We start from the raw sequence: 26,091 nt of genomic DNA, 5'->3' as shown, positions 1-26,091 counted from the left end.
AGATTGGGCCGATCAGACGCCGGCCGCAAGAGCCGCGTCGAATTGCCGGGCGCCGTCCACAGGATCGAAATCCTTCGGCGTGGCGATTTTGGCCAGCGCCGCGCGGGCCCGCTCCAACGCCCGGCCGGCGAGCTCCCCCGCCCCTTCCGCCACCGCGCGGGCTTCCGTCAGCTCGCCATTGCAGTGCAGGACCACGTCACAACCAGCGACGATCGCCGCTTCGGTGCGCTCGCGGAAGCCGCCGGACAGCGCCTTCATGGAAATATCGTCGGTCATCAGCAGGCCGTCGAAGCCGATGACGCCGCGGATGATTCCGTCGATCACCGGCTTGGACAGAGTGCCGGGCCGCTCGGGATCGATCGCCGTATAGACGACATGGGCGGTCATGCCAAGCGGCAGATCGGCGTCGGCGCGGAAAGGAATGAAATCCTGCGCCTCCAGCTCGGCGCGCGGCGCGTCGACGACGGGGAGCTCGAGATGGCTGTCGGCCCGCGCGCGGCCGTGCCCGGGAATATGTTTGATCACCGGCAGCACGCCGCCGTCGAGTAGCCCCTCCGCCGCCGCCCGGCCGAGCCGCGCGATCTCGGACGGCGCGCGGCTATAAGCGCGGTCGCCGATGACATTATGGGAGCCGTCCACAGGGACGTCGAGCACCGGCAGGCAGTCGACATTGATCCCGACCTCGCGCAGATCATGGGCGATGAGCCGCGCGCCGAGCCGGACGAGGCGGGCCGTCTCCTCGGGGGCAAGCCGCAGCTTCTCGAAGGCGGCGGCGGACGGATAGGCGCGCCAGACCGGCGGCCCGAGCCTCTGGACGCGCCCGCCCTCCTGATCGACGAGGATGGGAGCGTCGTCGCCGATCTGCTCGCGGATTTCCGACGTGAGGGCGCCGAGCTGCTCGCGCGACGCGACATTGCGCTTGAACAGGATCACGCCCCAAGGCCGCGCCTCGCGCAGGAAGGATTTCTCCTCCTGCGCGAGGGCGAGGCCGGCGCAGCCGCAGATGAAAGTGCGCGTCACGGAGCCGCCATCCCTTTAATTGGCGGCGACGAAGCAGGAGCCGCCCGACGCCTTGACCTTTTCGCAGACGCCGACCGCCGCCTCGCGGCTCATGCCGGCGGCGCGCACGCGATAGACGGATTTCTCGCCGACCTTGGCGAGGCGGAAGCCGAGCCGCCGTCCGCCGAGCTGCGAACCAAATTTCGAATTCACCGTCTGCATCAGCCGGCGCGCCTCGTCCTCCGAGCCGGCGGCGCCGAATTGCACGGCGAAACCGCCATTGCCCGCCGGAGCGACCTCGGGCGCGGCAGGCTCGATCGCCGCCGTCTGCTCGGGAACGGCGGCGGTCGGCGCGGCGGGCGCCGGCTTGGGACGCGGCGGCTGAGCAACTTTGGGCGTCGTCGCCGGCTTGGCCGGGCTCTTGGGCGTCGCGGTCGGCGGCTCGGCGGCGGCCTCGACGGCGCTCGGCCTCGCGGCGAGAGACGGCGGTCGCGCCGGGGGCGCGACATTGGTCGGCGCTGGACGGGCGATCGCCGGCGTCGGCGCGTCATTGTCGAGGACCGTGCCATCCGGCCGGACCGAAACGGTTTTTACGCGCCGCGGCTCGGCGCCATAGGGATTATTGGCGCCGCCGGCGGGAGCCGACTCGTGCGGCGCGTCGACCGGCCCCTCGCCGAGCTTGACGACGCGGATGGCCGCCGCCGGATCGACGGGCTGCTCCTGCTTGGAGACGACCTTCTTGACCGGGGCGTTCTGATTGCGGTCGAGCACGGCCGCGCCGCGTTGGGGAGCCGCCGCCTCGGCGACGGTGGAGGGCTGCACCTTGGCGGGCCCCTCCGGCGCCTTGATGGTGGCGAGCTCCTGCGGCGCGACGACGCCGCCGCGATGGCCGAGAGCCAGGCCGACGCTCACCGCGCCGACGCCGGCCAGAGCGACGACCGCGTGCCAGGGCCGCAGCCGATCGCGCAGCGCGCCGAAAAAGCCCTTGCGCTCCTGCGGCTCGTCGTAAGGCTCGTCCATCTCGACGCCATAGTCGAGATAATCCTGCTGCTCGTGCTGCGCCCATTCCGTCTCGGCGGGGGCGCGCACGGCGTAATAATCGTCCGATTGCGCCTGCTGCTGCGAGGCGGGCGACGTCTGTGAGGCCGGAGACGTCTGTGAAGCCGGAGACATTGGCGGCAGCGCGCCGCGCAGCTCTGTCGTCTCGAAAACGTCTCTATGACCCACGGCAGGCTCCCGGCGTTGCGGCTCGGCGAACACCTTCCCATAAGGATCGGCCGCGGCCGCCGCCTCGTCGCCGTGCAACAGCCGCGCCAGCTCGGCGAGCGGATCGCTCTTCCCCTCGCCCATGCCCGGCTTCTCCTCCTGCGGCTCGCCGCCGCGCAGACGCCGCTCGAACTCGCTGATGTCGATGGAAGGCCCTCGGGCCGTCGCCTCGCGCATGATGCACCTTCCTGCTCACTTCCCGACGGACGCTTCGTCGCCCTTACCAAACGCGAACGCGCCGCGCTCATGCGCCGGCCACGATCACCGCATCTCGTCGGGGGCGCTCACGCCGAGGAGTCTCGAACCCGACGCCAGGACGCAAGTCAAAGAAACGACCAGCGCCATTCGCGCATAGGTCGAATTTCTATCATCTGCATTAACAAAGCGTAATTGTGGCCGATCTTTGCCTTTGTTCCAATGAGAATGGAAGACGCTCGCCAGATCGTAGAGATAGAAGGCGATTCGATGCGGCTCATGGGCCGCCGCCGCCGATTCGATCAGCCGCGGATATTGGGAGATCGCCTTGGCGAGCGCGATTTCGCCTTCGTCCTGCAATAGTTCCAGAGGCGCGGCGGCGAGCGCCTTCGCCGAGACGTCGAGATCGGGAAACGCGCCGAGCGCCTGCCGCACCGCCGATTTGGCGCGCGCATGGGCGTATTGCACATAGAAGACGGCGTTGTCCTTCGATTGCTCGATGACCTTGGCGAGATCGAATTCCAGCGGCGCGTCATTCTTGCGAAACAGCATCATGAAACGCACGGCGTCGACGCCGACCTCGTCGACCACCTCGCGCAGAGTGACGAAATCGCCGGAGCGCTTCGACATTTTCACCGGCTCGCCATTGCGCATCAGCTTCACGAGCTGGCAGAGCTTCACATCGAGCGTGACCTTATTGTCCGAGAGCGCGGCGACGGCGGCGGTCATGCGCTTCACATAGCCGCCGTGATCTGCGCCCCAGACGTCGACGAGAGTGGTGAAACCGCGGTCGATCTTGGATTTGTGATAGGCGATATCGGCGGCGAAATAGGTGTTGGAGCCGTCGGATTTCTTGAGCGGGCGGTCGACGTCGTCGCCGAAATCGATCGAGCGGAACAAGGTCTGCTCGCGATCCTCCCAATCGTCCGGCAATTGGCCTTTGGGCGGCGGCAGGCGGCCGTCATAGACGAGGCCGCGCGCGCGCAGCTCGTTTATCTCCTTGTCGATCTCCGAGAGGCCATTGATCTTCTCATGCAGCGTCCGCTCGGAGAAAAAGACTTCATGGCGGATGTCCAGCGCGGCAAGATCGTCGCGGATCATCGCCATCATGGCGTCGATCGCCGCGCGCTTGACCGGCTCCAGCCATTCGCTCTCGGGCTTGTCGAGGAGGTCGCGGCCATGCGCTTTCGCAATGGCTTCGCCGGCCGCCTTCAGATAATCGCCCGGGTAGAGGCCTTCTGGAATGGCGATCGTCTCGCCGAGCGCCTCGCGATAGCGCAGGAAGGCCGAGCGAGCGAGCACGTCGACCTGCGCGCCGGCGTCATTGATGTAATATTCGCGCGTGACCTCTGCTCCGGCGAAGGCCAGGAGATTGGCGAGCGCGTCGCCGAACACCGCGCCGCGGCCATGGCCGACATGCATCGGCCCGGTCGGATTGGCCGAGACATATTCGACATTGATCTTGGCCGTGAGCGCTCCCCTGCCCTGCGGCCTGCCATAGGCTTCGCAGTCGTTCAGCACGGCGCGCAGCACATCGGCGTAGAGGCTCGGCTTCAGGCGAATGTTGATGAAGCCCGGCCCCGCCACCTCCGCCTCGGCCACATTGGGCAGATCGGCGAGCGCCGCCGCGATCTCGACCGCGAGCTGGCGCGGATTGGCGAAATTGGCCTTGGCCTCCTTGGCGAAGACCATGGCCGCATTGGTGGCGAGATCGCCATGGGCGGCGTCCTTGGGCGGCTCCACGACGAAACGTGAATAGTCGAGCGTCTCCGGCAGGCGCCCGGAGGCCTTGATGGAATCGAGAATAGCGGCGATGGCGACGTGGAAGTCGGAAAAAATGTTCATCGAGGGTCCGGGCCGAAGCGATTGCGGCCGGCGGTTTAGCAGAATGGCGGCCGAAACGCATCTTTTCCCATTTCTGCCACGTCGGCCTGCCTCCGGCGTCGCTCGCGGCGTCGCAACGAGCTCCCCTCGTGACACGCCGCATTTCCTGCTATCTTGCCCGCAGCATCGTCCTCGAACATATATTCGACCGTCAGGGACACCGAATGAGCAATGCCGTTCCGTTCGACACATTGAAGTTCGTCGAGAAGCTCGAAGCGGGCGGGTTTACGCACGCTCAGGCGAAGGCCGCGGCTGAGGCCTTCGCGGAGGCGACCAGTCAGGAACTCTCGACCAAAACCGATATTGCTTCGGTTCGGTCCGACATAGAGATCGCCAAGCGCGACCTGAAGATATGGTTCGGCTCGGTTATGGTCGTCGCCGTCGGCGTCATTCTCGCCGCGATCCGCTATCTTCCGCCAGGAAATTGAAGCGCCAGCCCGTCATTTTTCATTGGCAGATCATTCGTCTATGCTCCAGCTCGCGACTTCCCTGCCGTCGCCGTCCAATATGCGGAAGCCGTGCGGCAGAGGCTTATGCGTGCGCTGAACGATCACATTCGCAAACAGTGACTTGGCATGCGTGACGGCCTTGTGCACGTCGCTGATGTCGGTGTTCATCCGGTCGATGACCTGAGCAATCGCTCCCTCTGGAGCGGCGCCGACGAATTCGATGACGAGCATGGGAGCCTCCCGGTCAGAGCCAGGAGGTCGGGCGCGGGAAGGGCTCCGTCAAGGCGCGTTGCGGTCCGCCCTCAGCCGAGCGACATTTTCTCGCCGAACAGCTTGCGGTATTCGCCGAGCGCGTAACGATCGGTCATTCCGGCGATATAATCGGCGATATGCCGGGCCCGCGCGGCGCCCTGCTCGGCGCTGGCGAGATCGGCCCATTCGGGCGGCATCTGGCCGGGATCGTCGAAATAGACCGGGAAGAGCCGCGAGATCACCTGCTCGGCGCGGTCCCAGACGCCGACCACCTTCTCGTGCCGATACATGCGCGGGAAGAGAAAGGCCTTGATCGAGCGGTCGGCCTCGGCCATGGGCGGCGAAAAGGCCACGGTCGCGACACCGGCGCGGCGCACATCCTCGACGCTCCGCGCCGAAACCAGCCGCAGGCGCTTTTCCGACTGGATGATGGCGTCCTCGACGAATCGGGTGATGACGCGCCGGCCCAGCTCGTGAATGACCCGCGTCCGCTCGAGGTCCCCATAGACGGCCCTTATCTCGTCCAGCATCACGCCGATGAAGGGAACGCTCGCAATGTCCTCGAGCGAGAACAGGCCCGCGCGCAGCCCATCGTCTATGTCATGGGCGTCATAGGCGATATCGTCGGCGAGCGCCGCCGCCTGCGCCTCGGCCCCGGCGAATGTGTCGAGCTCCAGCGGAAACAACGCGTCGAACTCGGCCACATAGGGAGCGAGCGCCCGATTCGCGCGCGGGCCGCGCACAGGGCCATTGTGCTTAACGAGGCCTTCCAGCGTCTCGAAGGTCAGGTCCAGCCCGTCATAGCGGGCGTAGCGGCGCTCGAGCAGAGTGACGACGCGCAGCGCCTGGGCGTTGTGGTCGAAGCCGCCATAGGCCTCCATGCAGCGCTGCAGCGCATGCTCGCCGGCATGGCCGAAGGGCGTATGGCCGAGATCATGGGCGAGCGCCACCGCCTCGGCGAGATCCTCGTCCAGCGCCAGCGCCCGGGCGAGCGCGCGGGCGATCTGCCCCACCTCTATCGTATGGGTCAGCCGCGTGCGGAAATGATCGCCGTCGAGCGGCACGAAGACCTGCGTCTTATGCGCGAGGCGACGAAAGGCCGTCGAATGGATGATGCGGTCGCGATCGCGCTGGAACTCGCTGCGCGTCGGCGACGCCGATTCGGGAAACAAGCGCCCGCGCGAGGCCGCGGGATCGCTGGCGTAAGGGGCGCGGCCGGAAGCGGGGATCGCCAATCGTCGGCTCCTGTCATTGCAAGGTCGCGCAAGCGGCCATATCTTGGTTTCGCATATCCCGGCCGCGCAACGCAGCGCAAGGGACGAGGCCGGAAGAAGGAAGGCCGTGTCGAAATGAGCGAATCCGGAACGATTGCCAAAGTGGAGATGAGCGAGCGAGCCGCCAAGCGCGTCCTCGCCATTCTCGCCGGCGAAGAGGCGGGCGCGGCGTTGCGCCTCGCGGTCGACGGCGGCGGCTGCTCCGGCCTGCAATACGCCTACACGGTCGAGACAACGCCGAAGCCCGAGGACGTCGCCATAGAACGCGACGGGGCGAAAATCGTCGTCGATCCGGTCTCCGTCACCTATATCGCCGGCGCGCGCATCGATTATGTCGAGGATCTGATGGGCCAGTCCTTCCGCGTCGAGAATCCGAAGGCGACCGCCTCCTGCGGCTGCGGCTCGAGCTTCTCGGTCTAAATCCGGCGCGCCCTCCTTTTCGGAGCCCTGGCTTGCAATCTCTGTTCATCGGCCACTCTTATATCGACGTCACCATGCGCACGCATGTCATGCCCAAGGGCGACGAGAAGGATGTGGCGGAGGATTACGCCGTCTCCTTCGGCGGCAATGCGGTGACCGCCGCCTTCGCCTGCGCCAAGCTCGTCGGCGAGGGCGTCGATCTTTTGACCCAGCTCGCGCCCGACTGGCTCGGCCATATGTTCATGGATATGGCGGCCACCTATGGGATTCGCGTGCATCCGCGACGGGTGCGGCGCTCCTCGCTGTCCTTCGTTCTGCCCAAGGAGGGCAAGCGCGCGATCCTGCGCGCCCGCGACGGGAATTTCCTCGAGGAGTTCCCGCGTCTCGACACATCCGGCCTGCGCGCCCTGCACAGCGACGGGCATATCGCCGACGCCGCGCTCCATTACGCGCGCGCCTGCCGCGAGATCGGCGCGCTGACCTCGCTCGACGGCGGCGCGCTGCGGCCGGGCATCACCGAGCTGCTGGAGTTCATCGACGTCGCCATCGTCGCCGAACGGCTCTGCGAGCAGATGTCGCTGTCGGAGGCGGACATGCTGGCCTTTCTCAAGAGCAAGGGATGCCGAATCGGCGGCGTCACCAATGGCGAGAGGGGAATGCTCTGGTACGACGAGAGCGGCGAGGTGCAGCGCCTCCCCTCCCTGCCGGTGCCGGCGGAGCGAATTGTGGACACTTCGGGCGCCGGCGACGTGTTCCACGGCGCCTATATGGCCTCCTATCTGGAGCGGCCGGACGCGCTTTGGCGCGAGCATTTCCGCTTCGCGCGGGCGGCGTCGGGCTTCAAGATCCAGCATTTGGGCAATGAGGCGGGCCTGCCGTCGCAGAATGACATAGTCGCGACACTCGCGCTTTTTCCGCCTGCCGATTGAATGGCTTGTGGAGAGTCCGGAAGGAAATCCGGAAAGGTCGCGAACAGGGCTTGGCAAGAGTGCGTAGAGCTTGCTATATGCCCGCCACCGTTCCCCGATAGCTCAGCCGGTAGAGCAAGCGACTGTTAATCGCTGGGTCGCAGGTTCGAGTCCTGCTCGGGGAGCCAATCGCCATTTTCCCCCGAAATTCGCCACCTTCGCAGGCGAAGCCTCGACGCCGGCGCGTTCATCGCGACCCGAACGGCCGACGACGTCGAATGGTGAAATCTTCTTTCGTTCACTAGCCCCGCCGCCCTCCACGACGGAGCCTGCGCCGCTTTTGCGTCAGAAATCGTCCGGGTCTGAGAGCACTGCGTGCACCTGTCCCATGATCGCCGACAGCATATAAAGCGCCGCATGCTGCGGATTTCCGTGACACGCCTTGGCGGCGACGATGATCACGGACGATGTATTGACGGATATCGCAAGCAGAATATCGTCCACCATACGCCTACCTCTTTCACCTTCGATAAATTCTCTGATGTCGCTAAATTTTACCGTATCTAGCTCGTCACATATTTGTGCTATATCACTGTTAATGTCTACAATCATGCCTTATCTCCATTTTAATTTCGAACTTCGAGCTCATTTGCGGCTTTTGACGCCACAGCGATCGAATAGATGCTATTTTCATTTAACTGTGCTTATATTTGATGATACATTTGTAATCGTGAGCCACGCTATTCACAGCTGCGCGAGCGAGACCCCAGCTTCGGACATCGCCCCTGGGAATTTCGCTCCTCGGCGCCTAGATTGGCGGCACGGGAGCCCCGCCATGCAAAAAACCATCGTTGTCACCGTCTCGCACGATCTCGGAGTCGAGACCGCGCGGGCGCGCGTCGCCGCCGGTCTCGACCAGCTGCGACGGGACTTTGTGGACAAGCTCGCACATTCCGAGGTCGCCTGGACCGAAAATGCGGCCGATCTGAAGGTCGTCGCCTTCGGCCATGCGATGCAGGCGCGAATCGACGTGCTGGCCGATTCGCTGCGCATAGAGGTCTTGCTGCCGTGGCTTCTCGCCGCGCTCACCGGCCGCATCCAATCCGCGCTCGCCCATAGAGCCGGCGAGGCGCTGCAGATCGAGCGCAAGCCGGAGCGCTGAGGCTCAGCGCCGCTCGCCGGCGGCCGGCCGCGCCGCGCGACGACGATAATATTGCAGGCGCGTCGTGCGCAGGCCGTCGACGCCATGGCGATCGATGAAGCTCGCCCAGGCCTCGAACTCGTCTCTGGTGAGCGAATAGCGCCGACAGACCTCGTCGAGCGAGATCCGCCCGCTCCGCACCGCCGCCACCACCTCGGCTTTGCGGCGCGCCACCCAGCGCGTCGTCGCCGGAGGCAGGCTCGCGAATTCGCGTCGATTCTCGACGCCGGCGTTGTCGCCGACCGGACCACGCGTCGTCATGGCGCCGCTCCAAAGGGAGTTCCCGCGTCACATCGCGGAAGGCGCGAGATTTCCAGCAAAGGTTGAAGAAAGTCTTGCAGCGCGGAGAGGCGCGACATGCCCGCTTAACCACGTCCGGCCCCGGCGCCGACCATTCACCGCGCCATGGTCTAGACTGCGCCTCGATTCGCAATCGGAGACGTCCCATGTCGAAAGCCCTGCTCGTCGCGTCGATCGTCGCAGGCGCCGTCGCATTCGCTGGTTCGGCGGCGGCGGAGCCTTTGGGCGCCATGCGTTCCCGCGACGGGGGCGTCCAGCCCTCCCCGCGCGCGCAGGCCGCGCAGGAGCGCCACGATCTCTGGGAAGGACGCGAGCGTCTCGCCGAGCAGCGCCGGCGCCATCGCCACAGGCAGTCCGCCGGCCAGAACGCGAGCGGCCCTCAGGGCGCCCCGAACGGGGGCTATAATTACGGCTATGGCGGCGGCTATTCGGGCGATTACGACAATCCGCCATACCGCCCCGCGCCGCCGCAATCGCCGCGCGGGCTGCATGATGGCCTCTGGTATTACTGAAGCGTCGGCGCAGCGCCCTCCCCGCCGCCGCGGCGCTCCAGCGCCGAGCTCACGATCTCGAGCGCTATGGCCAGCAGCGCCTCGGCGTCATTGGGCTTGACGAACACCTTGTCGGCGCCGGCGCGCATCGCCTCCTCATGGATCGAGGGGGCGGTGGAGGTCGTCAGCACGAACACCGGCAGATCCTTGAGCAGCAGCGAGCGGCGCAGCGACTTCAGAAACTTCACCCCGTCGAGCCGCGGCATGTTGAGGTCGAGCACCAGCACATCCGGAAGCTTGTCGGTGATCTCCTCGCGCGAGACCAGAAAGATCGCGTCGAGGCCATTGTCCACCTGCTCGCATTCGATTTCGCGCTCCAATATGGAGCGCACGGAATCGAGGGCTCGCTTGAACAGGAAGACGTCGTCCTGATCGTCCTCGATGATTAAAACGCGGCAAGCCCGGTTCTTCGTCTCGACAGCGGACATGGGACTCCCCATCTTCTCGATTGCGCTCGTTTCTTCCGACTCTGTTTCCTAAATAGGATGCGGCCGCCCCGCGCGCAGCCGACGAGCGTATCAAATGCGCGCGACAAGGGGTGCGAGAATGAGCTTCGACAGCATAGGCGAGGATCAGTTTCGCCTCGCGGTGGAATCGGCGCCCGCCGCCATGATCGTCAGCAGCGCCGACGGCCTCATCCAATTCGTCAATGCGGAGACCGAGCATATGTTCGGTTATCGTAGCGACGAACTGGTCGGGAAGTCCATCGATATTCTGGTCCCCGCGCGCATGCGCGCGGCGCATTCCTCCTTGCGCCAGAGCTTCTTGGCGCATCCGAGCAAGCGGCCGATGGGCGTCGGCCGCGATCTCAAGGCGACGCGCCGCGACGGCAGCGAGTTTCCGGTCGAGATCGGGCTGACGCCGATCGAGAGCGAGGACGGCCCCGTCGTGCTCGCGACCGTGCTGGACATCACCGCGCGGCGCGAGGCCGAGAATGCGCTGTCGCAGCGCGCGGCGGAGCTCGAGCGCGCCAATGAGCGGCTCGCGCAATTCGCTTATGTCGCCTCCCATGATCTACAGGAGCCGCTGCGCAAGATCGCCGCCTTCTCCGACATTCTCGAGCAGGCGATCTCCTCCGCGAACCAGACCGACATGACCTACGCCAACAGCGTCATGCGCTCCTCCGCGCTGCGCGCGCGCGAGCTCGTCGACGATCTCTTGACCTATTCCCGCGCCATCAATGACGCGCAGAATGTCCAGGAGCTCGATCTACGCGAGGAAATCGAGCTCGCGATCGACGATCTCTCCGAGACAGTCGCCGAAACCGGCGCGCGGCTCCGCATAGAGGCGCCGCATGTCGCCTTTCGCGCCGATCGCTCGCAATTCGCGCGGCTCACGCATAATATCGTCTCCAACGCGCTCAAATATCGCAAGCAGGATTGCGCGCCGGAGATCGTCGTCTCGACGACGCAGAACGAGCGCGAGATCGTCGTCGCTTTCGCCGATAATGGCATTGGCTTCGAGAGCAAATACGAGCAGCTCGTCTTCGAGCCGTTCAAGCGGCTGCATCCCAAGGGCCGCTATCCCGGCACAGGCATCGGCCTGGCGATCTGCAAATCCATCGCCGACCGTCATGGCTGGCGGCTCTCGGTCGCATCGCAGCCGGGACAAGGCTCGACTTTCTATGTCGCAATTCCGATGGGAAAGGTCGGCGATAAGGAGTAGGAAGTCGCACTTTGCCGGCTACTCATCCCCACGCGGAGACACGATGATGATCGACCTCCACTATTGGCCTACGCCCAATGGCCACAAGATCACGATTTTTCTCGAAGAGGCGGGACTGGCCTATCGGATCGTCCCAGTGGACATATCCAAAGGCGAGCAATTTGCTCCGGCCTTTCTCGCCATCTCGCCCAATAATCGCATGCCGGCGATCGTCGACCATGCGCCGGCCGACGGCGGCGCGCCGGTTTCGCTGTTCGAATCCGGCGCCATCCTCGTCTATCTCGCCGAGAAGACGGGCCATTTTCTGCCGAGCGATCTGCGCGGCCGCGCGCGAACGCTGGAATGGCTGTTCTGGCAGGTCGGCGGCCTCGGCCCCATGGCCGGGCAGAATCATCATTTCCGCAATTACGCGCCGGAGAAGATCCCTTATGCGATCGATCGCTATGTGAACGAGACCAATCGCCTCTATGGCGTGATGGAGCGGCGGCTCGCGGGACGCGACTTCCTCGCCGACGATTATTCCATCGCCGACATGGCCGCCTATCCCTGGATCGTTCCCTATGAACGGCAGGGACAGAGTCTCGATGATTTTCCGAGCCTGAAGCGGTGGTTCGAGGCGATCCGCGCGCGGCCGGCGGTCGAGCGCGCCTATGCGAAAGGCGAGGCTGTCTCCCGCCCGCGCGACGGATTCACGGAGGAGGAGCGAAAAATTCTCTTCGGCCAGACGGCGGCGAGCATTGGCGGCGCCGGCTGAACGCGCTCACTCGCCGCGCTCAGTCACCGCGCTCACTCGCCGCGCTTCTTGGCCTCTTGCGCGAGGCGGCGCTTCTTGTTCCGCCACGACGCGAAGAAGACGACGACGAGAAACACATTGATGGCGAGGACCCATTTGTCGCTCCACGACAGATGGCTCCAGATCGTCTGCAGATAGGACAATTCGCTCTCCCTTTGCGGACGCTCGCGGTCCGCTTTTTTTCATTTTTCGCCGCCGCAACGGCGTCGGTCCGGAATTTACGCGCAATGGCGCTTTCGATAAAGGGCCGGCGCTCTCATCCCGCCCGCAGCAGCTTCACCGCCTCGTCGCGCTCGAAGAGATAGAGCAGAACCCTGAGCGCCTCGCCGCGGGGGCTCGACAGCTCGGGATCGCGGCGCAGGATCAGCTCGACGTCGTCGCGCGCGGTCGCCAGCAGCCGCGCATGAGCGGTAAGATCGGCGAGGCGAAAGCCGGGCAGGCCCGATTGCCGCGCGCCGAGAATTTCTCCCTCCCCGCGCAGGCGCAAATCCTCCTCGGCGATGCGGAAGCCGTCCTCCGTCTGCCGCAGCATCACGAGCCGCGCCTTGGCCGTCTCGCCGAGCGGACCCCTGTAGAGCAGCAGGCAGGAGGATTTGCCGGAGCCGCGGCCGACGCGCCCGCGCAGCTGATGCAATTGCGCGAGGCCGAAGCGCTCGGCGTGCTCGATCACCATGACCGTCGCCTCGGGCACGTCGACGCCGACCTCGATCACCGTGGTGGCGACGAGAATGCGCGTCGCGCCCTCCTTGAACGCCTCCATGGCGGCGTCGCGCTCGGCGGCTTTCATGCGGCCGTGAACGAGGCCGACGATCTCGCCGAATATGCGTGTGAGATCTTCATGACGGTCTTGCGCGGCGGCGAGGTCCAGATCCTCATTCTCCTCGACCAGCGGGCAGACCCAATAGACGCGCGCGCCCGAAGCCAGAGCGCGGCGTACGCCCTCCACCACATCGCCGATGCGCGAGACCGGCAGCGCCCGCGTCTCTATGGGCGAGCGGCCGGGCGGCTTCTCGTCGAGGATTGAGCTGTCCATATCGCCGAAATAGGTGAGCGCCAGCGAGCGCGGAATGGGCGTCGCCGTCATCACCAGAACATCGACGCTCTCGCCCTTGGCGCCGAGCGCAAGACGCTGCTGCACGCCGAAGCGATGCTGCTCGTCGACGACGGCGAGGCCGAGATCGGCGAAGGCGAGCTCGCCCTGCACCAGGGAATGCGTGCCGATGACGATATCGACGCCGCCCGCCGCGATCGTCTCATAGAGGCGCGCGCGCTCTGACGGCTTGGCCCTTCCGGTGAGCAGGGCGAGGCGCAATCCCGCGCCTTCGGCCAGCGGCAGCAGGCGCTCGTAATGCTGGCGCGCGAGAATTTCCGTCGGCGCCATCAGCGCGGCCTGGCGCCCGCATTCGACGACGCTCGCCATGGCCAGCAGCGCGACAATGGTCTTGCCGGCGCCGACATCGCCCTGCAGCAGCCGCAACATGCGCCGCGAGGAGCCCAAATCCTCGCGTATCTCGACCAGCGCGCGCTGCTGGGCGCCAGTGAGCGCATAAGGCAGCGCCGCCTCTATGACGCGCGTGATGCGGCCGTCGCCGGCGCTCTCGCGGCCCGGCTCGCGGCGCATTTTGGAGCGAATGAGCCGCAGCGCCAATTGCTGCGACAGCAATTCGTCGAGCGCGAGACGCTGGCGCGCCTTGCTCATAGGCTCTATATCGGCCGGCGATTTCGGGTGATGCGCCGCGGCGAGCGCCGTCGCGAAATCGGGGAGGCCGTTGGCCGCCAGCACGGAGGCGTCCTGCCACTCCGGCAGCTTGGGCAGACGCTCCAGCGCCCCCGCGACGGCGCGTTGCACGAAGCGCTCCTGCAAGCCTTCCGTGAGGCCATGCACCGCCTCGGCCGGCGGCAGCTTGGCGAGGCCCGCCTCGTCCAGCACGCGGTCGGGATGCACGATCTGCCGGCGCCCGTCATAGAGCTCGATCTTGCCGGAGACCCAGCGCGTCGCGCCGATGGGCAGGCTACGCTCGATCCAATCGGCGTTGGAGAGGAAGAAAACCAGCTCGGCGTCGCCGGTGTCGTCCTCGACATGGACTTTGAACGGCGCCTTGGAATTGCGCCCCTGCGGCTTGCGATGCTCGGTGACGCGCACCTTCAGCACGACCACGCGATCCTGCGGCGCCTCGGCGATGGTCGGGCGCAGGCTGCGATCGACGAGATTGATCGGCAGATGAAACAGCACGTCGACGAGACGCGTTTCCTTGCCCGGCCGGGCCAGCAGCCGGTCGAAATGCTTGGCCGTCTTCGGGCCGATCCCGGGAAGGGCGGCGGCGCGGCCGAACAGAGGATCGAGGATCGAGGGACGCATAAAGCGCCTTTTCCCTCATCGGAGACGCTTTGTCATGTCGCTCTGCACGCTGGCGCGAATTCTGATCGCTCGAACGATTCCGTTCGAGCGGAATGCGCTAATCCGGCAGCACGTCCGGCGTCTCCCAGGCGAGATGCTGGCCGCCGTCCACGGCGATCATCTGCCCGGTGACGCTGCGCGCCTCGGCGAGATAGACCACCGCGTCGACGACGCCCGAAACATCGGCCGCGCGGCGCAGTGGGACTCCGCGCGCCTCCGTCTCGAAACCTTTTTGCCCATGCACGGCGTTGGGAAACACCGGCCCCGGCCCCACGGCGTTGACGCGAATGCGCGGCGCGAAGGCCTGCGCCATGGTGCGCGTCGCCGTCCACAGAGCGGACTTCGCCAGCGTATAGGTGAAATAGCGTGGCGTCGGCCGAAACACGCGCTGATCGACGATATTGACGATCGCCCCCTCGGCGTCCTCCGGCAATTGCGCCGCCATGTCGCGCGCCAGCAGCAGCGGCGCGCGCAGATCGACGGCGAATTGCCGGTCGAGCACATCGACCGTGAAATCCTGCGCCGCATCGAGCTCGAACACCGACGCATTGTTGACGAGCAGCGTTATCGGCCCGAATTGGCGCGCGGCGAAGCCCATGAGGTCCTGCGTCTCGCGCGCGTCGGCGAGATCGGCGCCGACCACCGCCGCGCGGCCACCCTTGGAACGGATCGCCTCGGCGGCGAGCTCGGCCTCCTCGACGGAGCGGCGCGAGGCGTGCAGCACCACGGGACGTCCGGCATGCGCCAGCCGCGCCGCGATCGCCAATCCGATCCGTCGCGCCGCGCCGGTCACCAGAACCGGCCCCGAACCGCCTGCGCTCATCGCTCGAATCCCCATCGTCCTCGCGAGCAAGGCAATTCTCACGCCGCAGCGCCGAGGTCAATGCGCGATCGAGACGTAACCTCAGGCGATTTTACACATTATTAGGCAATCTGAGCGGCCGTTTGCGATAGGATGATCTAAGATTCGATCGATGAGAACATGAAAATATCGGTTAATTCTAAATATATCATGGTTTCGACATAATCAATACATTGAGCGGCGCGCCGGTTTTGCTTTGAGACGAGCACGGGCTCGGGCGGCGCAAGGTTCCGTTAACGTGAACGATTTTAATTCGACTGAGCTCTGGCTGGGCCTTGCCCCTCGCCCGCGCCGAGTTTTGTGACCGCGAGCCGAAGGCCCCGAAGGCGCGCGAATGTGGAGTCGAGTTCGATGAGACCTATGCTGCTTCCCGCGCTGCTGGCGCCCGCCCTGCTCTGCGCCGGCGCATCCGCCCTCGCCGCCGATCTGCCGCGGCGCTCGGCGCCCGCCGCCGATTATTACAGCCCGCCGCCCGCCTTCACCTGGCAGGGCTTCTACCTCGGCATCAACGGGGGCTATGCGCTGGGCGCGTTCCAGAACGGCAGCAAGAATCTGCTGGGCGACCCGAATGGATGGGTCGTCGGCGGCACGGCGGGCTATAATCTCACCTTCGCTCCGAATTTCCTCGTCGGCGTCGAAGCGGACTTCGATTTCAACAGCTCGAAGGACGGCCGCTCGCCTTTCGTCGGCGTCTCCGGCAATGGCTCCGTCGACAACACGCTCACCATTCGCGCGCGTGCCGGCGTCACTGTCGATCGCGCATTGCTGTTCGTCACCGGCGGCTTCGCCGGCAGCAACACGACGGCGAGCGTGAACAATGCGTTCCAAGGCTTCTACGGCCAGCAGTCGAAATTCCTCGCCGGCTGGGCGCTCGGCGCCGGCATAGAATTCGGCCTCGCGCCCAATCTCTCCGCCAAGGCCGAATATCTCTTCACCTCGGTCGGCGGCGATCGCTATTTCGATTTCTCGGCCAATTCGCTGCAGACGAATATCGATACGTCGACGATCCGCGGCGGCGTCAACTATCACTTCTAGAGCGTTTCAAGCCGAAGTGGACGCCGGTTCGGCGTTGGAAATGCGTCGAAACAAAAGCCTGGAGTCTTTCCGCGTTTCAATGAAACACGGAAAGACTCTAGATGTGCGCGCCGATCCCGCCGAGAGAGCGGGGTCGGCGTCCTTCATTCCCGCGCGTCGCCATCGACGCGGATTTCGAGCCGCTCAATGAGCGTGCGGCTTGGTCAATGCGCGAGAACCGGCTCTGAAAAGCAGATAGGCGACGATCGACACGGCGACGACGGTGATCACCACGGCCTCCGCGAGCAAAGTGAAAACGATCGGATCATTGGCTCCGTAAATGGACATTGCCGGTTCCTCCAGTCGCCTGTGCGATATTTCGAGACGCCAAGCTTGCATGAGAGATTAGGCATTCGATCACGCGTGCGACGAGCGCGCGCGTCGCCGCAGCGTCAAACAACCGCAGCAGCCCGCAACCGCAGCAACGCGCAACCGCAGCAACACGAATAATTTTGATTTTCGTCAAAAGAGAAATTGATCACGGCGACGAATGCGCCGCGCATCGAAAGACGCGCGCCTCTCGCCGACGCCATTTGGCGACCTAGTTCAATCTCGTTCGGAAAGATCGCGGCAACACACGCGCGTTCTTTCGCAGCATGGACGAAGGAGATCGCACCATGAGCACAGTCGTCAGATTGTCGGCGGTCGTGTTGGCGCTCGTCGTCGGCCCGCTCGCCGTCGACGCCGCCGTCGCCAAGGAAAAGCATTGTCGGCAAGTGTGCGAAGAGAGAACCGAATATGAGCCGCCGCCATGCGAGCACAGGACGAGCTATGTGCAGCGCATCGTCGAGCGCCGGACCGTCTATGTGGCCCAGCCCGAGGTGGTGGCGACGCCGGTGATCGCCTACCCCGCCTATTCATATGGGTACGCCTACCCGTACGGCTATGGCGCGGGCTATGGACTCGTGGGGGCGAGCTACGGCGGTTGGGGCTGGTAGATCGGAGCCGCGAGCGCGGCGCGACGCCTCGGAGCGCGCCGCGCCGCGCGACTCGATTACGCGTTTGACAATGTCGAGGCCGCGCCTGATAGTTCAAGTCGAAATTTTTTCAGGCTGGCGAAGATGATCGACAAACATAATGGCGAATTTCACGGCGACGAATCCGGTTCGGAGACGTCGCCGAAACTCTCCCGTCGCGCGCTGCTGGCGGGATTGTTCGCGCTTCCGATCGTCGCGCTCGACGCCAGCTCCGCCGAGGCGCAATATATCGGCTTCGGCCCCTTCCGGCTGCATCTCGGCCCGACCGGCGGCGGGTATCACGGCGGCGGAGGCTATCCCTATCGCACGCGCCGTCCCCCGCGTCAGGCCGTCCACCATCACGGCGGCGGAGGCGGCGGCTCCCGCCAGGCCTCGCGACGCAGTCGCCGCGGCGGCGGCAATGGGGGCGGAGGCGGCGGCGATACGGGCGGCGGCGCCAATAGCAGCGCGACCGGGCTCGGCAAGGCGGATTACTGAAAAACCCCGCCGAAGCGCGTCGATCAATATTTGCCCGATTTGCGGAGCGCCTCCAGAGCGTCGGCGGCGCCGGGAAAATCCTGCGCCTTAGCGAGGCGATAGAGATCGCCGGCCTTCTTCACATCCTTCTTCAGAATATTGGGCACGCCCTTCTCATAGGCCTTGCCCAGCCAGAACTGGCCGCGGGCGTTGTTTTGCTCCGCCGCCTTCATGAACCAGCGAACGGCCTCGCCGAGATTCTCGCCGCCCTCCGCGTCGCCGTTCTGATACATATTGCCGAGCATCGCCTGCGCATCGGGAAAATCCTTCTCGGCGGACTTCTTGATCCATTTGAAGGCGGTGGGAAGATGCTGGGGACGCCCCTGCCCTTTCAGCGAAATCATGCCGACGATGAATTGCGCCTCTCTTTCGCCCGACTCGGCGAGCGGCTCGCCGATCGCAAAGGCGTGATCGAACTCTTTCTCCTTCACCGCGCGGCGTAAATCGGCGACCGTTCCGGACGAGCCGAGCGAGGCTTTCTCGACAGTGGCGGTCTTCTGGCCCGGCACGGTGGACGGCTGGCAATCGGCTATGCTGAAGCCCTCATTGCATTTGGGCTTGGCCGGCGCGTCATTGGTCGACAATGCCGGTCGGTCGATCTCGTTTCGCACCGGCTTGATCTCGCCGATCTGACCGTAATCATAAGTCTTCGCCGTCTGCCGACGATCGATCTCGGGCTCCGCCGCGCGTCGGTCGCGCTCTATTCGCTCATCGCGCTTCTTTGCTCCGGAGTCGTCCCCACCGCCGCCGAACAGCAGCGGCGCGACGGCCGCAAAGGCGACGATCGCCACCGACACGCCCTGCAACGCCGGATGAAACGATTTGAAGCGCCGGACCAGCGAGGTCGAGCGGCTCCGGGCGACGGCGAGAGCGACGGAGGGCAAGGAGGCCGCGGCGCCGGCGCTCGCGGTCTGCGTCGCTCTGTCGAGCAGATGGGCGGGGCTCTGCACGATCGCCGTCGCGTCGACGCGCAGGGCCGTCGCGCCGATCGCGTCGCTGAAGGCGCGGATCGACGGATAGCGCTGCTCGGGCCGCTTGGCGAGCGCCTTCATGATGGCGGCTTCCAGCTCCGGCGACACGCCCGCAACGCGCGGCACCAGCGGCGGCGGGTCCTTGCCGATCTGCGCCTGCAGCAGCTCGACCTCGTCGAGCCCGGCGAAAGGCGGCGCGCCCGAGAGGATCTCATAGAGCACGACGGCGAGCGAATAGAGATCGCTGCGCTCGTCGCCCTCGCTGCCGCGGCGCTGCTCCGGCGCCATATAGAGCGGCGTGCCGATCGCCGTGCCGGCGCGCGTCATGCGCACGCTGCCCTGCACGCGGGCGATGCCGAAGTCCATGATCTTCACGCGCCCGTCATTGCCGATCATCAGATTGGACGGCTTTATGTCGCGATGGATCACGCCCATCTGATGCGCATAGGCGACGCCGTCGGCGGCCTGCGCGATAATGGCGAGGCTCTCCTTGACGCCGAGCGGTCCGCCGCGCTCGCGCAGCACATCGTCGAGCGCGCGGCCGCGCACCAGCTCCATCACCATGTAGAGCTCATTGCCATCGGGCAGGAGCGAATAGAGCGTCGTGATGTTCGGATGATTCAAACGCGCGAGGCTCTGCGCCTCCGCCTTGAATCGCCCGACGAATTCGGGATCCTGGGTCAGCTCGGCGCGCAGCGATTTGATCGCGACCTCGCGCTCGATGAAAGTGTCGAATGCGACATGCACCTTGCCCATCGCCCCGGAGCCGAGCAGCTCGACGATCCGGTAATGGCCGATCATTCTCTGGTCGCTCATGACACTATGCCTCTATCGAACGACGATGACGCGCGTCGGCGGCGCGCCGTCCGCGACGACTGAAATCTTCTGTGTCGCCGCCTGATCGGCGCGCGCGCCGGGCGGCTGCGCGACGATGCGAAACACGCCGACCGAAATATTGTCGTGCCCCCCCGCCGCGAGGGCGGCGTCCACCAGCAGACGGCAGGATTCCTGCGGCGCGCGCTCGGGAATGATCGCGGCCAGTTCCGCCTCGGAGACGAGATTGGAGAGGCCGTCGGAGCACAAGACGATCGCGTCGTCGGCCTCGAGCGGCAGGCCCTCCGACCAGATCGTCGGCGCGACCTCCTTGCGCGTTCCGACCGCCTGCAGAATGACATTGCCGCCGGGGCTGCGATCGGCCTCCTGCTGCGTCATCACGCCGTCGCGCACCAATTGCGCATGGAGCGTCTGATCGTCGGAGAGCTGCGTGACCTCGCCGCGCCGGACGACATAGGCGCGGCTGTCGCCGACATGGGCGAGCCACAGCCTGCCGTCACGAATGACGACGGCGGTGCAGGTCGTGCCCATTCCCTTGCATTCGGGCTCGCGCTCGCTCTGCTCGAAGATCGCGCGATTGGCGGCGTCGAACGCCGCCTTCAGCGCGCGCGGCGGCTCGACGTCGAGCGAGTAGAACACGCGGCGCACCACTTCCGTGGCGAGAGCGCTCGCCACCTCGCCGGCGGCGTGGCCGCCCATGCCGTCGGCGACGATGGCGAGATAGCCCGATTTCGCTTCCGGCGCGTCCGGCGCCGGCGCGACAAAGGCGACGCTGTCCTCATTGGAGGAGCGCACGCGGCCGACATCCGTCCGCATCGCGCCGACGACGCGGAATGCGCCCAATGGAGCCTCGAGGCCCGTCGCCATTGTCCCCGACCTTCGATCAGTTGCGCTGCGCGCGCAGCAGGTCCCGCCCGAATTTGATCGGCACGGCGAGCGTCACGCGCGCGTCGCCGCGGCTGCGGCTATAGGTGAATAGGCCGATGACCTTGCCATTCGAGTTGAACACCGGACCGCCGCTATTGCCGGCGCCCGTCGCCAGCACGGAGAGCTGAATGCGCTCGCCGGCGCTGGTCAGCGTCACGCCGTCCTTCTCCTTGAAGCCGGTCGACAGTTTCGAGACGATGCCGTCCGTCACCGTCGCCTCCGGAATGACCTCGTTCTGAATGCGCGTCAGGCCGTTCTCCACCGTGACCTGCCGTTGGACATTCTCCACCGAAATGCCCGGATAGCCGAGCACGATGACCTTCTCGCCGATCGTCACCGTGTCGTCGTCGGCGAGCTCGACCTTGTCCAATATCTGCGGCGAGTCGATCTTGATGAGCGCCGCGTCGGAATCGGCCGAAGCGCGCACGAGAGTGGCGTTGACGCCGAGCCGCGCGCCGGGGAAACGCACCTCGAGCTGCTCGTTGCGGCCCTCGAATGTGCGCTGCTCATTGCGGGTCATGTCCGGAATATTGTTGCGGCCGATCGGGATGGCGACGCTCGACGGGAAAATGACGCCGCCCGCTTCCGGGACCCACATGTTCAAATCGCTATAATCGTCGGATTCGAGATCGATGACGCCATATTTGCGCAATTTGGCGTTCTTCGCGCCCGGGCCGCCGCCGAGATCGAAGACGAAGCCGAAGCGAGACGTGTCGTACGTCACCTTCCAGCCGGCCGCGACATGCTTGTTGGTGAGCAGATAGCCCTGCTCGTTGACGACGAATCCGGACCCGTGTCCCGCGCCGGCGATCTGCAGATTGGAGCGCTGATCGTCCTCGAGCGTCAGCCAGCGCACCACCTTGCCATTGGGCAGGCGCACATAGGCCGGCAGCGTGTCCTTGCCGATCTTGAACGTCTGATGGAAGATCGGCTTGCCGGTCTGCGTGTCGAAGAGACGCCAGCGCAAATCGATGCGCGCGGTGGCGTTGGCGTATTTGTTGTAGATGTCGAGCGGCGTCATGCCGATGAGATTGGTCTTCACCTCGCCCTGGATAGCCGCCGTGCGCTGGTCGACATGCTTGGTGTCGGCCTTGACGTCGGCGAGCTCCGCCTGATGACGCTCGTCGTCCTTGATCTGCTTCCAATAGACGGCGCCGCCGCCAAGCGCGATGAAGGCGAGGAGACCCGCCGCCACGGCGCCCCAGGTGCGGCTCACGGAGCGGCGCTCCTCGACGATCAGCCGCTGCACGGTCTCATGGCCGACCCCGGCCTTGTGCGGCGGCGCCGACGTCGTGGAAGAGGTGATCTCGGCGACGGCGGTGGAGGCCGCCGTCTGCGCCGTCTCGATCAGCCGCGTCGCGGCCGAATCGTCGATGCCGATGACGCGCGTGCGCGCCGCGAAGCTGGCGGGGCGCGGCTGCAGATCGAAGGTGAATTTCGGTCCTTTCGCGCCGCCGAGCTCGATCTTGTCCTCGGGCAGCAGCTCGGCCTCCTGCGAGATGCGCTGGCCGTTGAGAAAAGTGCCGTTGCTGCTGTTGAGATCGATGAGCTTGAATTTCGCGTTGTCGCCCTCGCCTTCGATGCGGATCACGGCGTGCTGGCGACTGACCACCCCGTCTATGGTGGGGTCGAAAGCGATTTTCGAGGTCGGATCACGGCCGATGGTGATCTCCTGGAGATCGCCAATCGGAAGCTGTTCTATCTGATTGGCCTTCGACCCAGACAAATGTCGAATGACGACGCGCTCGACGACTCCACCCATAGCCCCGCCCCTGAAAAAAACCGCGACTTTGCCTCGGCGCGCGAAAAAACAAAAAAATGCGCCTATGTCGCCTCGATTTACAGAATACCAGCGGCCCGAGCCGGCTAGCAAGAGGACTTCGTCGGCGCGAGCGCTGGCCGACTTGCGCCGGGCGGCCCGATCGTATAGCACGTTCGCGCTGGACGATGAGCGCGGAGTCCTTCGCCTGATGAGCAAGAAGCCCTTGAACCTAGTGCATTTGTCGACGCTGGTCGCGGTCGCGATCCTGGTCGGCACCGAGCTCGTCGGCGCCTCCTGGGCCGCCGGCTGGGCGCTCGGCGGCCTGTTTCAGCTCGACCCGGCCGTGAGCCGCATTTTCGAGATCGTCTTCGCGCTGGCGGGTTTCGTCGGCCTGTATTTCTTCATGCGCACGGCCGTCCGCCATGAACCGATACGCTGAGTTGCCGATTCGCTGATCTCACGCGCCTTCGGCCGACGACCGACGCTCCCTTAGCGCTGCGAGGTTCCCCACATGATCGACGACACAGATCGCCGCTCCTTCCTCAAGGCCGCGGCGGCCACGAGCGCGCTCGGCGCAGCGGGCGCGACCGACGCCCACGCCCAGCCCGTTTCCGGCCGCCTCGATCTCGGGGCGCCCGAGCCCTTTTCCTTCGAGCGGCTGAAGGAGACGGCGCGTCGCCGCGTCGCCGAGCCGTTTCGGCCGCCGAGCCAGCCCGATCCCGAGATCACCTCGAAGATCGACTATGAGGCCTGGGGCAAGATCAGCTACGACACGAATTACGCGCTCACCACCGGCGCCGGGCGTTTCCCGGTCGAATTCTTCCACCTCGGCATGTTCTTCAAAAAGGCCGTCCGCATGTATGCGGTCGAAGGCGGCCAGGCGCGCGAGGTGCTCTACAATCCGAAATATTTCGACATGCCGGAGGATTCGATCGCGCGCCGGCTGCCGCCGGGAGCCGGCTTCGCCGGCTTCCGCATCCAGGAGCCGAAGGACGGCCCGCTCGACTGGCGCAAGAACGACTGGGTCGCCTTTCTCGGCGCGTCCTATTTCCGCGCCATCGGCGCATTGCGCCAATACGGACTCTCGGCGCGCGGCGTCGCGCTCGACACATGGGTCTCTGGCCGGCCGGAGGAATTCCCCGACTTCACGAATGTCTATATCGGCCCGGAGACCGAGGACGGACTGACGCTGCATCTTTTGCTCGAGGGCCCTTCCATCGTCGGCGCCTTTCGCATTCTCGCAAAGCGCGGCAAGGGCGTGGTGATGGATGTCGACTGCTCGCTGCATTTGCGCGGGAGCTTCATTCGCTTCGGCATAGCGCCGCTCACCTCCATGTATTGGTTCTCCGAAACCAAAAAGCCGACCGCCGTCGATTGGCGGCCGGAGGTGCATGATTCCGACGGGCTCGCAATGTGGACCGGCCGCGGCGAAAGACTGTGGCGTCCGCTCAACAATCCCGATCGCGTGATGGCCTCCGCCTTCTCGGATGAAAATCCGAAAGGCTTCGGCCTGCTGCAGCGCGACCGCAATTTCGATCATTATCTCGACGGCGTGTTCTACGATCGCCGCCCGAGCGTGTGGATCGAGCCCAAGGGCGATTGGGGCAAGGGAGCCGTGCAGCTCGTCGAAATTCCGACGGATGACGAGATCCACGACAATATCGTCGCCATGTGGGTTCCCGAGAAGCCCGCCGTCCCCGGCGCCTCCTTCGATTTCTCCTATCGTCTCCATTGGCTCGCCGACGAGCCCGACCCGACGCCGCTCGCGCGCTGCGTCGCGACGCGGCTCGGCAATGGCGGCCAGCCCGGCAAGGCGCGCCCCAAGGGCGTGCGCAAATTCATGGTGGAGTTTCTGGGCGGCCCGCTCGAACGCCTGCCCTTCGGCGTGAAGCCCGAGCCGGTGCTGTGGTCCTCGCGCGGAAGCTTCTCCTACATCTACACGGAGGCGGTCTTCGACGGCGTGCCCGGCCATTGGCGCGCGCAATTCGATCTCACCGTCGAAGGGAATGATCCTGTCGAGATACGGATCTTTTTGAAGCACAAGGACGACGTGCTGTCGGAGAACTGGCTCTATCAATATCACCCGTTCTGAAGGCGCTGCGCTCAGCGCGCCGCGTCGAGCCGCGAGGGATAGTCGCCCTCGTTCAGAATGCGCGCCAGCGCCTCTGCGGACCGGTGCCAGGACAATATGTCGCAGGCCTGGGCGGGGGCCGGCGCGGCGAGCGCCTCCTTCATGCGGGCCAGCAGAGCGTCGCTGTCGCCGGGCTCGAAATAGGAGACCCACTCGCCGCCGACCTCCCGGAAGACCCGAATGTCGCTGGCGATCGCGCGCGCGCCGAAATGCGCGGCCTCGACGAGCGGCAGGCCGAAGCCTTCCGCGATCGAGGGAAACACCAGCGCACGCGTGCGCTCGTAGAGATAGCGAAGATCGGCGTCGCTCGCGCCCTGCAGCCAGAACAGGCGCCGGCCGAATTCGGGATGCTCGACGATGCGTCGTTCCAGAGACCGCACATTCCAGCCCTTCGAGCCGACGATGACATAGCGGACGTCGGCGCCCTCCTTCCACCAGCGGTCGAAGGCGCGGAGCGCGATCGCATGGCCTTTGCGCGGCTCGAGCGTGCCGACGCCGAGGAAGAGCGGCTGAACGCCCGCCGCCGCCTGGACGGCGCGCGCCGACGGCGCCTCGCCGGGCGCCCGAAAATCCGCGCCGAGCGGCCACCAGCCGAGCCGTAATCCAGGCTTGACGAGCAAAGGCCTCGCGCGCGCATAGGCCTCGAAATCCTCGATGACGGCCTTGGAAATGCCGATGATCGCGTCGCTTTTTCGAACGAGCAGATCGAACCATTCCGCAAAGGCGAGATGCGCCGAATTCGTCACCACCGACGGATAGAGCAGCGGAATGAGGTCGTAGAGGCAGCCGATCGTCTCGCCGCCCGCCAGCGCCACCCGATCGATCATCTGCGAATATTCCGCGGTGAGATGCCAGCCGGCGTCGAGCAGCAGAAATTTGTCGCCGGCCGCAGGCGTCACCTCATCGGGCAGATTCTCATGGGTGAAATGGGAAAAAAGCCGCCCGTCCTCCATGAAAACGGGAATTCCGGCGCCGCTCTCGACCATGGCGCACGCGATCTCGCGCACGACGCGCTGAATGCCGGTTCGGCCGATGGTGCGATGAGTGGCCGTCATATCGATGAGCAGCCGCGCGCTCGTCGCGGGCGCGGGAATATCGCCCGTCAGGGCCATGCGCCACGCCGTCGCCTTTTCGCCGCCCGGCTTGCGCCACACGCCGTCGTGCAGGCGGCCGAGCCCGAGCAGGCGCGTCAACGTCCAATAAAACTCACGGGCGCGGGCATAGACGAATTTCGTAAAATCATCGACCTCGCTGAGCGCGAGCTCGTCGATCTCCGCCTTCATTTCCTGCAGCAGATAGGCCTCGATTTGGCCATCGCCCGTTGTTCTTTCGACCATATGTCCGCGACCTCTCTATCGTCGTCGCAGACAATAACGGCAGGGTCGAGCTAATCCAAATAGCCGTGTCGCCGAAGCGCGCACGCGGCCAAGAGCGCCCGGCGAAGAGCGCCCGGCCGAGAGCGCCTCGGATGCGAAAACGCCG

At 65.5% G+C, this 26,091-nt stretch carries 28 protein-coding genes and 1 tRNA gene; 13 read left to right on the top strand and 16 right to left on the bottom strand.

The window, feature by feature from the left end:
• Positions 1-12 precede the first annotated feature (12 nt).
• The 3 genes from nagZ to argS form a co-directional block, all read right to left on the bottom strand.
• Entirely contained in the window at positions 13-1,020 is a 1,008-nt protein-coding gene (nagZ, locus tag AC6IY7_RS16820) for a beta-N-acetylhexosaminidase (protein ID WP_497780555.1), read from the bottom strand.
• A 15-nt stretch (positions 1,021-1,035) separates the two neighbouring features.
• The gene (locus AC6IY7_RS16815; protein ID WP_497780554.1) at positions 1,036-2,442 is read right to left on the bottom strand and encodes an SPOR domain-containing protein; all 1,407 of its coding nucleotides are present in this window, start codon (positions 2,440-2,442) and stop codon (positions 1,036-1,038) included.
• Positions 2,443-2,526: 84 nt separating this feature from the next.
• Complete coding sequence (gene argS / locus AC6IY7_RS16810; RefSeq protein WP_497780553.1) at positions 2,527-4,305, bottom strand: arginine--tRNA ligase; 1,779 nt, start codon at positions 4,303-4,305, stop codon at positions 2,527-2,529.
• Positions 4,306-4,508: 203 nt separating this feature from the next.
• Between argS and AC6IY7_RS16805 the strand changes: the two genes are divergently transcribed.
• Positions 4,509-4,772, top strand: a complete 264-nt coding sequence (locus AC6IY7_RS16805) for a DUF1640 domain-containing protein (RefSeq protein ID WP_497780552.1) — start codon at positions 4,509-4,511, stop codon at positions 4,770-4,772.
• Positions 4,773-4,802: 30 nt separating this feature from the next.
• Here the strand turns inward: AC6IY7_RS16805 and AC6IY7_RS16800 are convergent, their stop codons facing one another.
• Both AC6IY7_RS16800 and AC6IY7_RS16795 read right to left on the bottom strand, forming a co-directional pair.
• The gene (locus AC6IY7_RS16800) at positions 4,803-5,024 is read right to left on the bottom strand and encodes a hypothetical protein (RefSeq protein ID WP_497780551.1); all 222 of its coding nucleotides are present in this window, start codon (positions 5,022-5,024) and stop codon (positions 4,803-4,805) included.
• Between the two features lie 71 nt (positions 5,025-5,095).
• The gene (locus AC6IY7_RS16795; protein ID WP_497780550.1) at positions 5,096-6,280 is read right to left on the bottom strand and encodes a deoxyguanosinetriphosphate triphosphohydrolase; all 1,185 of its coding nucleotides are present in this window, start codon (positions 6,278-6,280) and stop codon (positions 5,096-5,098) included.
• 114 nt (positions 6,281-6,394) lie between these two features.
• On the opposite strand from AC6IY7_RS16795, the gene erpA reads away from it, so the two are divergent.
• The 3 genes from erpA (at position 6,395) to AC6IY7_RS16780 (ending at position 7,835) form a co-directional block, all read left to right on the top strand.
• Positions 6,395-6,739 carry an iron-sulfur cluster insertion protein ErpA gene (gene erpA / locus AC6IY7_RS16790; protein WP_497780549.1) on the top strand — a complete coding sequence of 115 codons (345 nt, stop codon included), beginning with the start codon at positions 6,395-6,397 and terminating at the stop codon, positions 6,737-6,739.
• 32 nt (positions 6,740-6,771) lie between these two features.
• Positions 6,772-7,668, top strand: coding sequence for a sugar kinase (locus AC6IY7_RS16785; RefSeq protein WP_497780548.1), 897 nt, complete (start codon positions 6,772-6,774; stop codon positions 7,666-7,668).
• Positions 7,669-7,759: 91 nt separating this feature from the next.
• Positions 7,760-7,835, top strand: a tRNA-Asn gene (locus AC6IY7_RS16780).
• Between the two features lie 157 nt (positions 7,836-7,992).
• On the opposite strand, the gene AC6IY7_RS16775 is transcribed toward AC6IY7_RS16780, so the two are convergent.
• Complete coding sequence (locus tag AC6IY7_RS16775) at positions 7,993-8,259, bottom strand: hypothetical protein (RefSeq protein ID WP_497780547.1); 267 nt, start codon at positions 8,257-8,259, stop codon at positions 7,993-7,995.
• Between the two features lie 223 nt (positions 8,260-8,482).
• On the opposite strand from AC6IY7_RS16775, the gene AC6IY7_RS16770 reads away from it, so the two are divergent.
• Positions 8,483-8,809 carry a polyhydroxyalkanoic acid system family protein gene (locus AC6IY7_RS16770; RefSeq protein WP_497780546.1) on the top strand — a complete coding sequence of 109 codons (327 nt, stop codon included), beginning with the start codon at positions 8,483-8,485 and terminating at the stop codon, positions 8,807-8,809.
• Between the two features lie 3 nt (positions 8,810-8,812).
• Here the strand turns inward: AC6IY7_RS16770 and AC6IY7_RS16765 are convergent, their stop codons facing one another.
• On the bottom strand, positions 8,813-9,109 hold the full coding sequence (locus AC6IY7_RS16765; RefSeq protein WP_497780545.1) for a DUF1153 domain-containing protein: 297 nt from the start codon (positions 9,107-9,109) through the stop codon (positions 8,813-8,815).
• A 185-nt stretch (positions 9,110-9,294) separates the two neighbouring features.
• Between AC6IY7_RS16765 and AC6IY7_RS16760 the strand changes: the two genes are divergently transcribed.
• The gene (locus AC6IY7_RS16760) at positions 9,295-9,660 is read left to right on the top strand and encodes a hypothetical protein (protein ID WP_497780544.1); all 366 of its coding nucleotides are present in this window, start codon (positions 9,295-9,297) and stop codon (positions 9,658-9,660) included.
• Here AC6IY7_RS16760 and AC6IY7_RS16755 read toward each other — a convergent pair.
• Complete coding sequence (locus AC6IY7_RS16755) at positions 9,654-10,127, bottom strand: response regulator (protein WP_497780543.1); 474 nt, start codon at positions 10,125-10,127, stop codon at positions 9,654-9,656. The two genes, AC6IY7_RS16760 and AC6IY7_RS16755, sit on opposite strands and share 7 nt — an antisense overlap.
• A gap of 118 nt (positions 10,128-10,245) precedes the next feature.
• Between AC6IY7_RS16755 and AC6IY7_RS16750 the strand changes: the two genes are divergently transcribed.
• Both AC6IY7_RS16750 and AC6IY7_RS16745 read left to right on the top strand, forming a co-directional pair.
• Positions 10,246-11,364, top strand: coding sequence for a sensor histidine kinase (locus tag AC6IY7_RS16750; RefSeq protein ID WP_497780542.1), 1,119 nt, complete (start codon positions 10,246-10,248; stop codon positions 11,362-11,364).
• A 46-nt stretch (positions 11,365-11,410) separates the two neighbouring features.
• Entirely contained in the window at positions 11,411-12,118 is a 708-nt protein-coding gene (locus AC6IY7_RS16745) for a glutathione binding-like protein (RefSeq protein WP_497782868.1), read from the top strand.
• Positions 12,119-12,150: 32 nt separating this feature from the next.
• Here AC6IY7_RS16745 and AC6IY7_RS16740 read toward each other — a convergent pair whose 3' ends face one another.
• The 3 genes from AC6IY7_RS16740 to AC6IY7_RS16730 all read right to left on the bottom strand — a co-directional run bounded on the left by AC6IY7_RS16740 (position 12,151) and on the right by AC6IY7_RS16730 (position 15,378).
• Positions 12,151-12,300 carry a hypothetical protein gene (locus AC6IY7_RS16740; RefSeq protein WP_497780541.1) on the bottom strand — a complete coding sequence of 50 codons (150 nt, stop codon included), beginning with the start codon at positions 12,298-12,300 and terminating at the stop codon, positions 12,151-12,153.
• Positions 12,301-12,413: 113 nt separating this feature from the next.
• Positions 12,414-14,516, bottom strand: coding sequence for an ATP-dependent DNA helicase RecG (recG, locus tag AC6IY7_RS16735; protein ID WP_497780540.1), 2,103 nt, complete (start codon positions 14,514-14,516; stop codon positions 12,414-12,416).
• A gap of 97 nt (positions 14,517-14,613) precedes the next feature.
• Positions 14,614-15,378: an SDR family oxidoreductase gene (locus AC6IY7_RS16730; RefSeq protein ID WP_497780539.1), complete on the bottom strand. Its 765-nt coding sequence runs from the start codon at positions 15,376-15,378 to the stop codon at positions 14,614-14,616.
• 390 nt (positions 15,379-15,768) lie between these two features.
• Between AC6IY7_RS16730 and AC6IY7_RS16725 the strand changes: the two genes are divergently transcribed.
• Positions 15,769-16,452, top strand: coding sequence for an outer membrane protein (locus tag AC6IY7_RS16725; RefSeq protein ID WP_497780538.1), 684 nt, complete (start codon positions 15,769-15,771; stop codon positions 16,450-16,452).
• A 183-nt stretch (positions 16,453-16,635) separates the two neighbouring features.
• On the opposite strand, the gene AC6IY7_RS16720 is transcribed toward AC6IY7_RS16725, so the two are convergent.
• Entirely contained in the window at positions 16,636-16,779 is a 144-nt protein-coding gene (locus tag AC6IY7_RS16720) for a hypothetical protein (protein WP_497780537.1), read from the bottom strand.
• A gap of 329 nt (positions 16,780-17,108) precedes the next feature.
• Here AC6IY7_RS16720 and AC6IY7_RS16715 point away from each other — a divergent pair, with 329 nt between their 5' ends.
• Entirely contained in the window at positions 17,109-17,429 is a 321-nt protein-coding gene (locus AC6IY7_RS16715; RefSeq protein ID WP_497780536.1) for a hypothetical protein, read from the top strand.
• Between the two features lie 123 nt (positions 17,430-17,552).
• Positions 17,553-17,945, top strand: a complete 393-nt coding sequence (locus AC6IY7_RS16710; RefSeq protein WP_497780535.1) for a hypothetical protein — start codon at positions 17,553-17,555, stop codon at positions 17,943-17,945.
• 23 nt (positions 17,946-17,968) lie between these two features.
• Here the strand turns inward: AC6IY7_RS16710 and AC6IY7_RS16705 are convergent, their stop codons facing one another.
• The 3 genes from AC6IY7_RS16705 to AC6IY7_RS16695 are packed head-to-tail and all read right to left on the bottom strand — an operon-like array spanning position 17,969 to position 22,478.
• Complete coding sequence (locus AC6IY7_RS16705) at positions 17,969-19,771, bottom strand: serine/threonine-protein kinase (protein ID WP_497780534.1); 1,803 nt, start codon at positions 19,769-19,771, stop codon at positions 17,969-17,971.
• A 12-nt stretch (positions 19,772-19,783) separates the two neighbouring features.
• A complete protein-coding gene (locus AC6IY7_RS16700) occupies positions 19,784-20,656 on the bottom strand; it encodes a protein phosphatase 2C domain-containing protein (RefSeq protein WP_497780533.1) in 873 nt (290 codons plus the stop codon).
• Between the two features lie 16 nt (positions 20,657-20,672).
• A complete protein-coding gene (locus AC6IY7_RS16695) occupies positions 20,673-22,478 on the bottom strand; it encodes a trypsin-like peptidase domain-containing protein (protein WP_497780532.1) in 1,806 nt (601 codons plus the stop codon).
• Between the two features lie 208 nt (positions 22,479-22,686).
• On the opposite strand from AC6IY7_RS16695, the gene AC6IY7_RS16690 reads away from it, so the two are divergent.
• Both AC6IY7_RS16690 and AC6IY7_RS16685 read left to right on the top strand, forming a co-directional pair.
• Positions 22,687-22,917 (top strand): hypothetical protein, encoded by a 231-nt coding sequence (locus AC6IY7_RS16690; protein ID WP_497780531.1) that lies wholly within the window; start codon positions 22,687-22,689, stop codon positions 22,915-22,917.
• Between the two features lie 72 nt (positions 22,918-22,989).
• Entirely contained in the window at positions 22,990-24,570 is a 1,581-nt protein-coding gene (locus AC6IY7_RS16685) for an OpgD/OpgG family glucan biosynthesis protein (protein ID WP_497780530.1), read from the top strand.
• Positions 24,571-24,581: 11 nt separating this feature from the next.
• Here the strand turns inward: AC6IY7_RS16685 and AC6IY7_RS16680 are convergent, their stop codons facing one another.
• Positions 24,582-25,946: a glycosyltransferase family 4 protein gene (locus AC6IY7_RS16680; RefSeq protein WP_497780529.1), complete on the bottom strand. Its 1,365-nt coding sequence runs from the start codon at positions 25,944-25,946 to the stop codon at positions 24,582-24,584.
• Positions 25,947-26,091: the final 145 nt, after the last annotated feature.

Source organism: Methylosinus sp. is20ea (genome assembly GCF_059718135.1).
Note: the sequence above shows the minus strand (reverse complement) of the source record. Positions and strands in the feature narration are given on the sequence as shown.

What these genes read in the sequence shown, in the direction of transcription:
- erpA (WP_497780549.1), top strand. Translation starts at nt 6,395, where the DNA reads ATGAGCGAATCCGGAACGATTGCCAAAGTGGAGATGAGCGAGCGAGCC.
- AC6IY7_RS16685 (WP_497780530.1), top strand. Translation starts at nt 22,990, where the DNA reads ATGATCGACGACACAGATCGCCGCTCCTTCCTCAAGGCCGCGGCGGCC.
- AC6IY7_RS16770 (WP_497780546.1), top strand. Translation starts at nt 8,483, where the DNA reads ATGCAAAAAACCATCGTTGTCACCGTCTCGCACGATCTCGGAGTCGAG.
- AC6IY7_RS16775 (WP_497780547.1), bottom strand. Translation starts at nt 8,259, where the DNA reads ATGATTGTAGACATTAACAGTGATATAGCACAAATATGTGACGAGCTA.
- AC6IY7_RS16700 (WP_497780533.1), bottom strand. Translation starts at nt 20,656, where the DNA reads ATGGCGACGGGCCTCGAGGCTCCATTGGGCGCATTCCGCGTCGTCGGC.
- AC6IY7_RS16680 (WP_497780529.1), bottom strand. Translation starts at nt 25,946, where the DNA reads ATGGTCGAAAGAACAACGGGCGATGGCCAAATCGAGGCCTATCTGCTG.
- AC6IY7_RS16725 (WP_497780538.1), top strand. Translation starts at nt 15,769, where the DNA reads ATGAGACCTATGCTGCTTCCCGCGCTGCTGGCGCCCGCCCTGCTCTGC.
- argS (WP_497780553.1), bottom strand. Translation starts at nt 4,305, where the DNA reads ATGAACATTTTTTCCGACTTCCACGTCGCCATCGCCGCTATTCTCGAT.
- AC6IY7_RS16690 (WP_497780531.1), top strand. Translation starts at nt 22,687, where the DNA reads ATGAGCAAGAAGCCCTTGAACCTAGTGCATTTGTCGACGCTGGTCGCG.
- AC6IY7_RS16710 (WP_497780535.1), top strand. Translation starts at nt 17,553, where the DNA reads ATGATCGACAAACATAATGGCGAATTTCACGGCGACGAATCCGGTTCG.
- AC6IY7_RS16705 (WP_497780534.1), bottom strand. Translation starts at nt 19,771, where the DNA reads ATGAGCGACCAGAGAATGATCGGCCATTACCGGATCGTCGAGCTGCTC.
- AC6IY7_RS16695 (WP_497780532.1), bottom strand. Translation starts at nt 22,478, where the DNA reads ATGGGTGGAGTCGTCGAGCGCGTCGTCATTCGACATTTGTCTGGGTCG.
- AC6IY7_RS16755 (WP_497780543.1), bottom strand. Translation starts at nt 10,127, where the DNA reads ATGTCCGCTGTCGAGACGAAGAACCGGGCTTGCCGCGTTTTAATCATC.
- AC6IY7_RS16805 (WP_497780552.1), top strand. Translation starts at nt 4,509, where the DNA reads ATGAGCAATGCCGTTCCGTTCGACACATTGAAGTTCGTCGAGAAGCTC.
- AC6IY7_RS16720 (WP_497780537.1), bottom strand. Translation starts at nt 16,779, where the DNA reads ATGTCCATTTACGGAGCCAATGATCCGATCGTTTTCACTTTGCTCGCG.
- AC6IY7_RS16815 (WP_497780554.1), bottom strand. Translation starts at nt 2,442, where the DNA reads ATGCGCGAGGCGACGGCCCGAGGGCCTTCCATCGACATCAGCGAGTTC.
- AC6IY7_RS16765 (WP_497780545.1), bottom strand. Translation starts at nt 9,109, where the DNA reads ATGACGACGCGTGGTCCGGTCGGCGACAACGCCGGCGTCGAGAATCGA.
- AC6IY7_RS16730 (WP_497780539.1), bottom strand. Translation starts at nt 15,378, where the DNA reads ATGAGCGCAGGCGGTTCGGGGCCGGTTCTGGTGACCGGCGCGGCGCGA.
- AC6IY7_RS16745 (WP_497782868.1), top strand. Translation starts at nt 11,411, where the DNA reads ATGATCGACCTCCACTATTGGCCTACGCCCAATGGCCACAAGATCACG.
- AC6IY7_RS16760 (WP_497780544.1), top strand. Translation starts at nt 9,295, where the DNA reads ATGTCGAAAGCCCTGCTCGTCGCGTCGATCGTCGCAGGCGCCGTCGCA.
- recG (WP_497780540.1), bottom strand. Translation starts at nt 14,516, where the DNA reads ATGCGTCCCTCGATCCTCGATCCTCTGTTCGGCCGCGCCGCCGCCCTT.
- AC6IY7_RS16715 (WP_497780536.1), top strand. Translation starts at nt 17,109, where the DNA reads ATGAGCACAGTCGTCAGATTGTCGGCGGTCGTGTTGGCGCTCGTCGTC.
- AC6IY7_RS16800 (WP_497780551.1), bottom strand. Translation starts at nt 5,024, where the DNA reads ATGCTCGTCATCGAATTCGTCGGCGCCGCTCCAGAGGGAGCGATTGCT.
- AC6IY7_RS16750 (WP_497780542.1), top strand. Translation starts at nt 10,246, where the DNA reads ATGAGCTTCGACAGCATAGGCGAGGATCAGTTTCGCCTCGCGGTGGAA.